Source organism: Methylomonas sp. 11b, from assembly GCF_000515215.1.
In the GTDB taxonomy this organism is placed as follows: domain Bacteria; phylum Pseudomonadota; class Gammaproteobacteria; order Methylococcales; family Methylomonadaceae; genus Methylomonas.
This window is the reverse complement of sequence record NZ_KI911557.1, coordinates 793129-806751: the sequence shown is the minus strand read 5'-3', so window position 1 is coordinate 806751 and position 13623 is coordinate 793129. Positions and strand designations below refer to the sequence as shown.

5 protein-coding genes are annotated in these 13623 nt (G+C 49.5%); all 5 read left to right on the top strand.

The features are described 5' to 3' along the window. Window positions 1-19 precede the first annotated feature (19 nt). The 5 genes from METH11B_RS0103925 (at window position 20) to METH11B_RS0103900 (ending at window position 13556) form a co-directional block, all read left to right on the top strand. Window positions 20-607: an REP-associated tyrosine transposase gene (locus METH11B_RS0103925; RefSeq protein ID WP_026600889.1), complete on the top strand. Its 588-nt coding sequence runs from the start codon at window positions 20-22 to the stop codon at window positions 605-607. Between the two features lie 5 nt (window positions 608-612). Continuing rightward, on the top strand, window positions 613-1581 hold the full coding sequence (locus tag METH11B_RS29700; protein ID WP_231499578.1) for a hypothetical protein: 969 nt from the start codon (window positions 613-615) through the stop codon (window positions 1579-1581). A 96-nt stretch (window positions 1582-1677) separates the two neighbouring features. Further along, window positions 1678-2637, top strand: a complete 960-nt coding sequence (locus METH11B_RS0103910) for an encapsulin (protein WP_026600886.1) — start codon at window positions 1678-1680, stop codon at window positions 2635-2637. A gap of 18 nt (window positions 2638-2655) precedes the next feature. Further along, window positions 2656-10242 (top strand): neuraminidase-like domain-containing protein, encoded by a 7587-nt coding sequence (locus METH11B_RS0103905; RefSeq protein WP_026600885.1) that lies wholly within the window; start codon window positions 2656-2658, stop codon window positions 10240-10242. Further along, the gene (locus tag METH11B_RS0103900) at window positions 10239-13556 is read left to right on the top strand and encodes a hypothetical protein (protein WP_026600884.1); all 3318 of its coding nucleotides are present in this window, start codon (window positions 10239-10241) and stop codon (window positions 13554-13556) included. The genes METH11B_RS0103905 and METH11B_RS0103900 overlap by 4 nt, the downstream gene beginning before the upstream one ends. The last annotated feature ends 67 nt before the right edge of the window (window positions 13557-13623 follow it).

Genomic DNA, 13623 nt, shown 5'->3' with positions numbered 1-13623 from the left:
TTTGTATGGATGGTCATACATGCGATATCGGCGCGCGGATATTAAAGGTGGAACGTATTTCGTTACGGTGAATCTGGCGGGACGAAAGCGAACCTTACTGGTGGATTATATGGACCAATTACGCATGGTAATCAACAAGGTGAAAACGACACATCCGTTTCACATCGATGCGATGGTCATTCTGCCGGATCATCTGCATGCCATTTTTACCTTTCCACAAGACGATTGCGATTATCCGACCCGATGGATGTTGATCAAAGCGGGGTTTTCCCGGCAAATCCCAAAAAACGAACGCATCAATACCAGTCGATTAGCCAAAGGCGAACGGGGGATTTGGCAACGTCGATATTGGGAACATCTGATTCGCGATGAAACGGATTATCCACGGCACATGGATTACGTGCATTGGAACCCGGTAAAGCACGGGTTTCTATCACGAGTCATCGATTGGCCGCATTCGACTTTTCACCGGTACGTCAAAAATGGTGTTTATCAGCCGAATTGGGCAGGCACAGCGGCTAGTGGTAACGGTGAGGATTTTGGCGAGCGGTACGGCAAGGCCACTATCGGACCAGACGGAATAATGAGCAACAATGACCAGGGGTAAAGACGATGAAGAACTTATCTTATAGGAGCGTGCTGACGGGAATCTTTACCTTATGGGCTGGCTGCTTTGCAACCGGCGCGGCACTGGCTGATTGCTCGCTTAGCCCCAAATTCACCTTTACCCACGAAGAAATCGGCGAGCTTAAGGTATTCAGCGACCCCGATACCAAAGCCATCGCCTTCGCCTCGCAAATGCAGGTTAATACCGACGGCGCACCGGATTCCTACCACCCGGACGACATCGGCATTACCCATATCTGCAACGGCGTCAGCGTCGGCGCCAACTGCACCTGGAAGCCCAAGTGCCTGACCGACTTCAATCAAGCCAAAGCCGAACACTTCAAGGGACCGACCAAAATCTGCTTTTTCGCGATGGCCACCGATGCCAAAGGCATTCCCATCATTCAAGGCCCAACCGACCCCAAGGCCGGTTACTTCGTCTCGACCACCGCATTGCACCAGCCCGGCGAAAATCTGCGCACCCCGCAGGCGCAACTGGATTCCAACACCGTCAACTTCGCGGTTATCCCCGGTAACTGGCAACGTTCCGGTAACCCCGGGCCGAAGCTGGGCGACTTCGGCGTGGCCTACCGGCGCTCCAATGGTAAATCGGCCTTTTTCGTCATCGGCGCACCGGCCCCAAAAACAAACTCGGCGAAGGCTCCGTCGCCCTGCACCAGGCGCTCGGGAATGATCCCTTCATGGACCGCTTCGGCGTCCGCCGCGCCCGCAAAGGCATCGGCAACCGCGACGTGGTCTACCTGCTGTTCCCCAACACCGCCCAACCCGGTCAGAAATTCGATACCGCCAATATCGACCGGATTGGAGGAGAGCAACTGCAGAAATTCGGCGGTATTGAGCGATTGCAGGAATGTTCTGGGCTACTGGCAAAGTAAGGATAGGTATCCGGTAATCTTACTAATACTGAGAGGTGAATTTGTAAATCTATGCCGAAAGACTTCTTTCACATACTAATGAGGAAAACACTATTGAACGAATCGAGCAGATGGGGATGACCGCAGATGTAAAGACTGTAGAAACTTTGATCTAGACACTAAATAGGAGATGAACATGGACATGACGATTAATTGGGACCAAGAACATATGAATCTGGCGATGAAAATCGTTCGAGAACGATTCGCGATGAATTCCATAGCGGGTCATTTTGCGCCGCACACAATGATCGATCAGATGACCCGAACGATTCCCAGTAATCGATTCGACTACGGTGAGCGAATTGTCATCGACAATGAAACCCTAAACTTATTCGAGCCCTTTGCAATTTGTAACTTCACCCTGGCCCAGATGAATGAGTTCGGTAACCTAAGCGGCGAAATGCTAACGGGCGAAACGGCCATGCAAAATCGCATCGTTACTACCATTACGCGTGCCGCCAGTGCACTGGCTCGTTGGCACGATTTCCTGTTTTTCGTCGGTTTAGAACAGAATGACGACCCTAGTAAATTAAAACCACCAGGTGTTGATCCCGGTAAAGCTGTTACGAACCCAGTGCCGGTAAGTCTCCGCCAAGCCGCTATACAAGCGGAAAAGGATTTAAACAACGGTAATGAGAACCCAATCTTAGTGAAAGGCCCCGCGCTTAACGAGGGTTTAGTGGCTGCCGTATACCAAGCGGTCTTGCAGCTTGAGACGCGGGGTTATTACACCACTTACCATCTTGTTCTGGGTGAAGGGCTTTGGGAGGAGTTATATCGGCCCACCCAAGGCTCGCTGGTTCTACCCAAGGATCGGATCGAACCCACTCTAATCGGTGGTCATATTCATCGGACTACCACCTTACCAAGAGACGAAGCGCTCATCGCCTCACTGGATGGTCCCACCATTGATTGCGTAACGGCTGGCAGTGGGGATCAACATCCGAACTTCGCCTTATTACCGGCAGTAACGACAACGGAGACTATCTATAAGGCTAGGATTGTTGAGGCATTCGTGCCGAGGATACGGGAAAACCAAGCCATCGTGCGGCTCAAGATAGATACTACACAGGCTGCTGGTAAAGGTAACTCATAACAATAGCTGGAGAGCGGCATGGCTGAAAAAATCATAAAAGTTGGCATGATGGGGAACGATGTTTCCGCTTTACATCAAACCCTTCTGTCTCAGGGATTGACGATTCCCCAATCTGAAGCAGGACGCGGTTTTTTCGGCCCAGCCACTCGCAATGCAGTTTTAGAAATTCAAACGCGCAATCAATTGCCAACAACTGGGCAGGTAGATGCGGCGACGGCGGCCGCTATTGCCAAGCAACCAAGCACAGTGGCAATAGCCGAGTCTGCTGTTACCACTAATACTATGCCTTCCGGAATCGCTGCTGGCAATGTCGGCATTGGTTCGACATTAGTCACTGGTATCTCAGCGGCAAATTCTGCAGCAGCCTTAGGTTCTGTGCGGATTCCTGATGTCATGATTCCCAATTCACCACCAACGAATCCGTCGCCGGGCGGTGGTGTTTCATCTTCGCCTACCCAAGTCGTGAGCGGCAGTATTGTCCTCGAGCATGGTCTTCCAGCCAGCAAGGTGAAACTCAATTTCTATCAACGAGGGCTGGGCGGGGAGTTGACATTGGTCGCTGGAAATATCGAAACGACAGAATCGGGGGAATACAGCACTGTCTTATCTGGCGCTTCGAACCTGGAAATTCATGCGATCGATAGCAATAATCGCGAGGTACAACTTTCCGCAACCAAGTTTGATTTGGCGGCGGATGAAAGAATCGACTTGATTGCGCCGAGCGCCGTTCAGCCACTAGCCGCTGAATTCAAGCGGTTAACGGAAGCAGTTGCCCCGCATGCGGGTGAGAAGATGATCGGCTTCAAAAATGCGATTGAGCGAGACGGCCGAACGGATTTCAGTTTCCTTGCCGGCAAGACTGGCTGGGACCCTGGGGCGCTAGCCCTCGCGTCAACGGCTTTTAGCCTATCCGATCATATTAATGTTCCAGCCGAAGGTTTGTATGCGATGGCTCGTTCAGGTCTTCCGATGGATCCACGCAAATTGGCCCAATTGCGGACGGAGACCGTAGCAAATGTATTGAGACGAGCATCCGCAGCCGGAATGGTGGACGCCGCAAGCATCGACAGCAACATTGCTGCATTTCGAGAGTTTGCGGGGAACTTCAAATTCAACAATCGAATATCTGGTGCGGTATCGGCACCAAAGGATTTTGTCAGCTCCGCGCAATTATCCGATGCTGACAAGGCTTTATTCACAAGTGTCATTAAAGAAGAGGCAACTAAAAATATCTGGGAACGAGCCAAAGCTGTCGGTGTATCGGATGCCGGTTTAGAACGGCTACAAATTCAGGGAAAACTCGCCTATTTGACGTTCAATAATGCGGAGCTATCTGCGAACCTCAATACAAAGATCTCGGCAAGCATTCTAGAATTGATTGAGCTTGGCTACTACGAAGAAAGCAAATGGAAGGATCTATTGAACGAACTATCTTCGGGGGATGAGAATAAGCTCAGTGGGCTTGTGCCATCCGTAATCATCGGACAGTCATTAGAACAGAGGGTCGATGCCTATGCCTCCGAACTGTCTCGGCGGGTACGACAAATGGATACGCACGCAGTGACTGTGGATCGTATCGCGACCGCAAAAATGGATGCAGTTCCTGACGCAGACAATGTTGGTCGGTTTTTGAAAAACGCGACCAACCTGGGATTTCGTTTGGGCAAGACGCCATTAAGCAATTTTATCGCGAGCAATAGTTCGGCAGTATGGAAAGAGATTGCTCCGGAAATGCAGGAAAGTGCGCTTGCCACGGTTCGCAAATTATCTTCCTTGTATAGCGTTAGCCCAGACGATGAGTCCATGAATGCCCTCATGGCGGCCGGTTTTTCGTCGGCAACAGAAATTGCGAGACACGATTTTGATGCCTTCCATGAACGGATCCGAATTTTTTTCCGTACCCAACCTAAAGCGGGCGATTTGGACATCAGAAAAAGTATCTATTGGAAGGCAAAACAGCAGGCCGCAACGGTATTCAACGTGTTTGACGGGCTGAAACGCCTCAATACCGTTTCTTATGCACCCGGATCAAGCCCGGATGACACTAGTAAGCGGGACGATCAAATAGTTGCTACACGGAAGAAGCTTGCAGGGCTTTTCCCAACACTCGAGACGTTATTTGGCTCCGTCGACTACTGCGAATGCAATCAGTGTCAATCCGTGTTGAGCCCTGCTGCCTATCTTGTCGATTTGCTCGCTTTCATCGACCCGGATGAAGAGGCTTGGGCAACCATTAAAGGTGCTTATAAAGTACGTATTGGCGTCGATTACACCAAAAGCAAGCCGTTCGACGCTTTGAACGCGCGTCGTCCGGATATCAAAAATATCGCACTGACTTGTGAAAACACCAACGTTGCGCTCCCGCACATCGACCTTATTAATGAAATACTCGAGCAGTTGATGATGGCCGATCAGTCGGCGCCTGAAATAGAGGCTTACGATGTCGGGGAAGCTTCAAGTCAGGACTTGTTAGCAGAACCGCAAAATATTCTTTGGAGTGCATACGTTGGGGATAAGGGCAAGCCCGGTCTTCGCGATCTGGTATATCCGATTACGCTTCCATTTGATTTACCGATTGAAATGGTCCGTACGTTTTTGAATCAGCTTGGCATCCCGTTGTGGCGGTTACGCGAACTTTTAGTTCGTCCATCTTCGCTCTCCGCCTCTGCGGCGGCACGCGCTGACGGCTGGATGGATGTCTGGTTCGAGCGGCTCGGGTTTTCGCCGGCGGATATTTCAGCGCTAACCAAAAGCGATGAATGGTATTTGCTGTTTGGCTACACGTCCGCGGCTGATGCACTTGTTGCAACGGAGACAGTCGACGGTGTTACTCGGCCCTCCGAAAAAGGGCTTCGCAACGCGAAGACGCTGGCCAGACGCTTGGGTGTGAGCTACGAGGAGCTAGTCGAGTTGATCCGAACACGTTTCATCAATCCCGAAATCGAGGTCCTGATCTCGTTAAATAGGCTGGGTGTTGATGCTCATTTGCTCGATCGATATTTCGGCGAAGGCACACCGTTGAGCCCCGCCAGCCGAAGCGAGCTGGAAGCATCGTTATCTGCTCAAGGCATTCAGGTCGATGAACTTCGATTTATGCGAACAGGCGATATTCGGCGCTCAACCTTACTCTTGCAATCACCGAGCGTCGGTTGCGACTTTTCTTTAACAAGTTTGGCCTTCGATCAGGAACCCAGCTATGTTGAAGGGGAGTTATCACTCAGGTTTCTTAAACTGAATGCTTTCGTGCGCTTATATAAAAAGCTGGGTTGGGATATCCACGAACTAGATCGTGCTTTGATGGCGGTAATGCCCTCGGTGTCTTCGTTAACCGTCAAAACTTGGCCGGATGCGATAAAAACGGCGCTCTGCTATCTCGCGCATGTCGAGGAAATTAGGGAAAGCTTTGAAGATCGGGTGACGCGGGAAGAGATCCTGGTTTTTTGGAGCGATATACCAACGACTGGGATCTCGTGCCTATATGAGCGCTTGTTCATGGGGCGGGCTGTTTTGGATCACGAGGTATTCAAGAAACGCTTGGGACATGTGCTGACTGAAACCGTTCCAATTGCTGATCATGTGGATGGAATTCGCCAAGCCCTTCAACTTTCAGAAGACGAGATTGAGCCGATTTTGAATGCGGCAGGCGTAAACAATAGAAATCTGTCGATCGCAAACCTTTCAATACTGATGCGTCATGCAATTTTGGCGCGTGGACTTGAGGTTTCAATTACTGAACTCTTAGCATTGTTGAGCCTCTCGGAACGAAAGCCATTGTCTGCCATTGACACGGCTCCATTGACCGAAGTTACCAAAGACATTCCCTGGAACGAAACTCTGGCATTTGTAAAGGAGTTGGATCTTATACGGGAAACGGGTGTTGAAATTGCGTTCATTGAGCGAGTTTGCCGTTACCGTGGCATTGCCGATGAACCCAGTCCTGATAACGACCCTGCTCGTATTGCAATTCTAGCCTTGTCGCATGAAGGTTCTCCTGACCTGCAGCAACAAAAGATCCTGGTCGATAAACAAAACCTGTTACTCGTCCAGACATTGGCGGCTCAGCTCACGGCACCGGATGGGCTCATCAGCAACCTACTCAGCAATACGTTATTGGATGAAACCGGAAAACCACTTATAGAAAATGGTTTTAGTGAGCCTGGTCGAATCACGGCTTCCCTGCGGCGTCTTCGAGCGACACTTGATCTCCTGAAGTCACTAGAAATCACAGACACTGAACTTTCTTACCTCAGAGGTGTTTCGCAGGCGCTGAATTTGAATGATTTGCCGATTGAAGAGGTTACATCCGATGCTAAAGCCCGAGAAATCAGAAGTAGATTATCTGTTTGGCTCGAACTTGCCGCCGTGCGGAAAGAATTTGGCCGAAGCGAACGAATCTTGGCGGTTCTTTCGGCCGCTAGGCCGCCGTTGGACACCGATCACCCCATTGCTGACAGAGAGAAGGTATTACACGAAGCGGTGGCCGCGCTAACAGGTCTTAAAGTGGCTTGGTTAGAACCCGCACTCTATGCGATCGGCGCAAAAACAATTAGGTCGGAAACTTTTGAGGTTCCGGCTCTAGCTGATCCAGCCGCTTTACGCAGGACGATCGAGTCGCTCAAGTGCTTTACCCGCATCGGTCTAAAACCCGCCGATGTCGTTCAGTTCGCGAGTGCACCTATCGACGATGTGGTAGCGCGCAAGGTTCGCTCGTCCCTTAAAGGACGGTATAGCCCTTCAGCTTGGCGGCGATTGGTTAAACCGATCTACGACTCTTTAAGAAAGAAGCAGCGCGACGCTTTGGTCTCACATCTCACACACGTGATGGAGGGTGAAAAACCGAAGTATGGCGACACGCCCGAAAAGCTATTTGAATATCTGTTGCTTGATCCAGGCATGGAGCCAGTTGTAGTGGCATCTCGAATTCAGGCGGCAATTTCGTCAGTGCAGCTTTTCGTTCAACGCTGCTTAATGAATCTCGAGCCTGAAGGCGTTGATCCACAAATAATCGATGCCAAGCGATGGGAATGGGTGCGTCGATACCGCGTTTGGGAAGTCAACCGTAAAATGTTTATTTGGCCAGAGAATTGGCTCGATCCGGAATTTCGGGATGATAAAAGCCACATCTTTAGGGAGCTGGAAGGCAAACTTTTGGAGGGAGACGTCAATGATGACCTCGTTCGAACCGCTTTGTTCGACTATCTGAAAGGTCTCGAACAGATTGCGCGGCTTGAAATGCTGACCATGTATTTTGAGCCAGGCCCCAGTGCCGACAGTTCAATCATACACGTACTAGGACGTACGCCACATGGGCCGCACAAGTATTTTTATCGTCAGGTCAGCCACGGTATGTGGACGCCATGGGAGCCCATTGATGTCGGAATTGAAGGCGCGCATCTGGTGCTTACTTTGTGGCGGGGGAGGATGTATTTATTTTGGACTGCGTTTTTTGAGGAGACTAAAGAGAATCCAAATACCCCGACAACATTCAAACCGAGCGCAGATTCGGTTGAAGCCAGCAAGTTGCGCTCGACAACTAAGGTTAAAGTTCAACTTCACTGGGTTGAAAAAATTAGTGGTAAGTGGGTGAACCGATCGTCGATTTCTGGGTTCGTAGAGACGGATTTCGACGGATTAAAAGCCACGACTGATAGCGATAAGGAAGCTTTTTTCGTACGTGCAGTGTTAATACAAAACGCTAAAGGTATAGAGGATGACGACCTCGAAATTCATATTAAACACAACGAAGGCAAGGGGCATCGTTTCCGGTTCTACAGCAAGCTGGCCCCTCCAGCCTCAATTCTATCGGCAGACGCTCCTCCCTCGCCGCCATTTGCCAATATTAAAAAAACTGGCTCGAAATGGAAAGGTTCTAATTCCTTACAAGCCCAGTTCGTTTCCGCGGTGGAGCAGAACTCGCAAACCGGGAGTAATGACGTCAAAAGTGGCAGCTACACCATTCTGGAACGAGGCGGCGACTTTAAACTACTTGTGCCTAGCAACGATACTCTCCCCGTTCCATCTCAAATTCCGCCGTCTGGAGTAGGGAGGCCGAGCGGCTTTATTTTTGGACCGCAGAACGCCCAGCATGTGGTATATCGCTCCAGTGATGGCAGCATCTACGATCTCTTCTGGACAAGAAATGGATGGTTTTATCAGACACCAAGTGCAGATGCTGAAAGGGCTGATCCAACTGTCGACATCGAGCCCGCAGTAAGCGACCCCTACGGCTACGCCATCGATGATCGTGGCATGATTTGCATTGCATATGCTGGAGCCACGAAGGTATACGAGCTAGTTTGGTCTCAACTTGATTCAATCATGGACGACAATGAACAGATGGGAACAGGCTGGCAAGCGGAAACTGTTTATCAAGCGTCAAATCCAGACGGGCATCCAGAGGGTAAACCTTACGGAGGAGTATTTCTCCCTCAGCGTGGAATAGTGTTTAGAACCAAGGACGAAAGATTGCTTGTCACGCTTAGGTCACCCTTGGGTAACTGGGATACGAAAGAGCTGTTACCAGGGATTCCCAAGATAAACAGTGATCCGACTGGGTTTGTTGTAACGAAAACCGAGTCCGGTATCACAACCATTTTGAGTCGCCATATAATTTATCTTGGTGATGACGGTGACATTCACGAGCTTCAAAGTGATTTTTATGGACAAAATTGGTCACATAAAAACATTACCGAATCAATAGTCGGCGTCGTCAAACCAGCGCCCCGTTCTAATCCAGCAGCCTATACATTTCAAAGTCACGGGACACATCATGTGGTCTATCGTGGGATCGACGACCGAATTCACGAGTTGTGGGGAAATTCAGATTTGTGGAATTACAATCCCATTGGTGCGAACTCGACGAAGGCAAAGGGTGATCCTGTCGGTTACGCTACAGAGGGATTTTCAGAACATCATGTTGTTTATCGAGGTGAAAACGATCAAGTAGTTGAGCTTTGGTGGCTGAACGGCTGGCATGAGCATATTCTAACTAATACCGTTACTTCAGCCCCAAAGGCAGGCTCCAATCTGGCGGGCTATTCATTTGAAGCAATGCAAACGCAACATGTGGTGTATTTCGATGAAAATGGTAATCCCCAGGAGTTATATTGGAATGACGGCAGCTGGCATCACGGAGTGTATTGGCTACAGAATCCATTTCCACCCAACTCGCTTGCAGCATTAGCCGCGCCCTTCTTCTATGAATCCTCAACGAGAGACCACACATTTTTCGTAGAGCCCTATGTTGTTGAAACTACTGTCCATGAATGGACTGATTGGATCGTTACCACTAGCGAATACGTCGAACCGAAAATTTATATTCCATTGCATATCATCATTCCCAATGCGGTTGATATTGCGCCGAGCACCGCCAGTATTATTAAGATACCTCTTAATGTAAGTAAATTTTTATTCGATGCGCGTACGGTCATTCGGACACCAAAAGGAACGATTAGTCCATTAGCTCACTCAGAAGCGTTTGATGCAAATTCCCTTCAGTTAGCAAAGACAATATCCCCGTCGATGGTAGCCAACGTGAGTGAAGGACTTCAGCCTGCTCTTGTTCGCACCATCAGGGAATTCAATTTAAAAGGGGTACTCAGATGAAAAGTCGCTATTTCCACGGGTATATCGATTCCTACAAAGCATCTTTGGGTTACTGGACAAAAATAAAAAGCGAACACGAATATCAACACACTGTACACCATGCTCGGCGTGTACTGTACAAATTTACCGGCCACACACACCCTTACGCCCAGAAACTCATGGCTGAGCTGATTTTGAACGACATTGATGGACTCGAAAAGCTCGACACCGATGTTGACTTGAGGCGTACCTATTTCATGAGGGATTACGGTGCCAGTAGTCCCATCCCTGAAATTGATCCGGCCCTCCTTCAAAATTCACCCGTTGCTGTCTTGGCACTACGCAAGGCGGACTCGGCCCTGGAAGATGAAGGTTTACCCGTCGACGACCTCGATTTCGACTACCAAGCTGGTGCCTATGCGGTATACAACTGGGAGGTTTTTTATCACTTGCCTTTCACAATTGCACTTAATCTTGGCAAGAACGGCAGGTACGCAGAAGCGCAACGGTGGTTTCATCATATATTCGATCCACTCGATAATTCTAATCCGGCGCTTGGACCAAAGCGTTTTTGGAAATTCAAGCCTTTCAGAATTGATGAAGTCGAACTTATAGAAGAAGTGATGTTTAATTTGGCCACCGGTGACAATGCCGTGGCACGCGATGCAACAGTTAGAGCAATCGGTGCCTGGCGCGATAAACCCTTTCGACCTCACCTTGTGGCTCGAACAAGACCCACAGCCTATATGTATGCCACGGTAATGGCGTATCTCGATAATCTGATTGCCTGGGGAGATTCCCTCTTTCGTCAGGATACGCGCGAAAGCATTAATGAAGCGATGCAGATCTACGTTCTCGCCGCGAATATTTTGGGGCCGCGTCCGCAAGCCATACCCCGGCGCGGTTCCGTAAAAAAACAAACCTATGCAAGCCTCAGGAATCAACTCGATGAATTTGGCAACGCGGCGGTTGCGTTGGAAGCGGAAATTGCTTTCGATTTGTTCCCCCCAGCAGAAGCTACTGAAACTAAGCCGGAACATGCTGTTCTGGAAAGCGTGGGACGCAGCCTGTATTTCTGTATTCCTAGAAACGAGAAATATATCGGTTACTGGGACACGGTGGGTGACCGGCTGTTCAAAATCCGAAACAGCCTCAATTTGCAAGGCGTGTTTCGTCAACTGCCATTATTTGCTCCGCCCATTGATCCCGCCATGCTTGCTCGGGCGATTGCAGCCGGCGTGGACATCGGGGCAATCATTGACGGCTCTGCGGGCGCCTTATCTCCAGTTCGTTTCCAATTTCTTCTCCAGAAAGCGCTTGAAATGGCCCAGGAGGTCAAATCGCTCGGTGGCCAAATATTATCGGCCCTGGAGAAAAAAGATGGCGAAACTCTGAGTGTGCTTCGTGCCCGGCATGAGGTAGGGATGCTCGGGTTAGTTGAAGCGGTCAAATACGCTCAATGGCAAGAAGCAATAAAAAACCGAGAAGGAATCGAAGCCAACCTTCAGACGGCTTTCCAACGCTTCCGGCATTACGACAGGCTGCTTGGCACTGATAATAATCAAATTAAACTACCCGATTATCCGTTATTTGATCGTAAACTGTTTGAGCAGCGTGCCTCAACATTGGTTGAACCAGACGTTGCGGCAGATGATCCCAATGTTCAGATTGGCTCAAGCTTTCGCGATGGCGGACATAAAGTTTCTGATGAGGAGGCGCATGAGATCGATCTCCTCGAAGCGACCGAAATCGTTCGAGAAGTAGCTATGGCTATTCAGGCGACCGGAGCATTTTTGAGTATGATCCCCGACGCAGAAGCGGCAGCAAAACCTTTAGGTCTTGGAGTTGGAATCAATTTTGGAGGAACGCAGCTAGGAGCATTCATGCGAGGATTAACCGACGTTGCGAATGGCGTTGCTGGGCGTCTGAGCCATGAAGCAAATTTGGCCGGAAAAATGGGCTCCTACTCGCGTCGTGAACAAGATTGGGCGTTTCAACGAAAACTCGCAGCTTGCGAACTAACACAAATTTATAAGCAGTACCGATCTGCCGAACTACGAGAATACATTGCCAAGCGCGAACATGAACACCATCTCACTCAAATTCAACAATCTAAGGATGTTTTGGAATTTCTGACGAATGAACAAAATCTAATGTCGGGCGACCGGCGTAAAACAACCACTGAAGAGTTTTACCTTTGGATGAAGCGCGAGGCGCAAAGCCTGCATGCGAAGTGCTTTCAGTTTGCTTTTGATGTGGCCAAGAAAGCTGAAAATGCGCTTCAGTATGAGGTCGGAAACTCGGATTTGAGGTTCGTTCAAAATAGCTATCTTGCCGGAAGAGAAGGTCTGTTTGCTGGTGAAAAACTCTATTTCGATCTGAAGCGACTCGAGATGGCCTATGCCGAGGCCAACACACGTGAATATGAGATCACGAAACACATAAGCCTCAGAGATTGGTTCCCTCTAAAACTCATCGAGCTGCGGCAGTCAGGCCGCAGTGAATTCGAAATAGCAGAAGCCCTTTTTGATCTGGACTGCCCGGGCCACAGCTTTCGTCGCATCAAGTCGGTGGCGGTCTCTATACCCTGCGTCGTAGGGCCCTATGCCAGCGTGAATTGTGCATTGGTACTCACTCAGAGTTATGTGCGCAAAGGGTCGGGCGGATATGGTAATAACCCTCAGGATGACACAACTAACTTCATACCATACGCAGCTGCTGTAAAGACGATCATTACCAGCGGAGCCCAGAGCGATAGCGGGCTGTTCGAAACTAATCTGCGAGATGAGCGATATCTACCATTTGAAAATGCAGGGGCTATCAGTTCCTGGTCACTCGAACTTCTCGGGAAACCACGACCGTTCGACTACGACACTATAGCGGATGTCATTATCACAGTTCGTTACACCGCTAGGCCGGAAGGAAGCAGAGCGAGCGCCGAACAAGCAGCTGAAAATTGGCTTAAGAATAGTTCAGCGAGAGTTTTTTCGATGCGGCATGAATTCGGTAGTGAATGGGCAAAATTCAAACAACGTGTAGTCTCTGAAGATGGTAAAGCGCATTTGAAGTTTAACCTTGGGAAAGAGCATTTTCCTTATCGTTTAGAAAAGATGACTCAACCGGCGAAACGAATCCACATTTTCTTCACCGGCGACGCATCGGGTGATGTTGAGCTCATACACAACAACAAGGCTATTGGAAATAGCCAACTTGTTAACGGAGCAGCCTTTGACCAGTCGCCGTTTCAACCCTTTGGTACATTCGAGATCCGATCTGATTCGAATGCGCTTGATGACCTTTGGTTAGTCGTTGACTGGTCGGAAGGCGCGCAATAGCTTTGTCGTTATGAATTTGAATGTCGGCTTTGAAGAGAATTTAGATTTACCGCTGATCGTCGCCTTA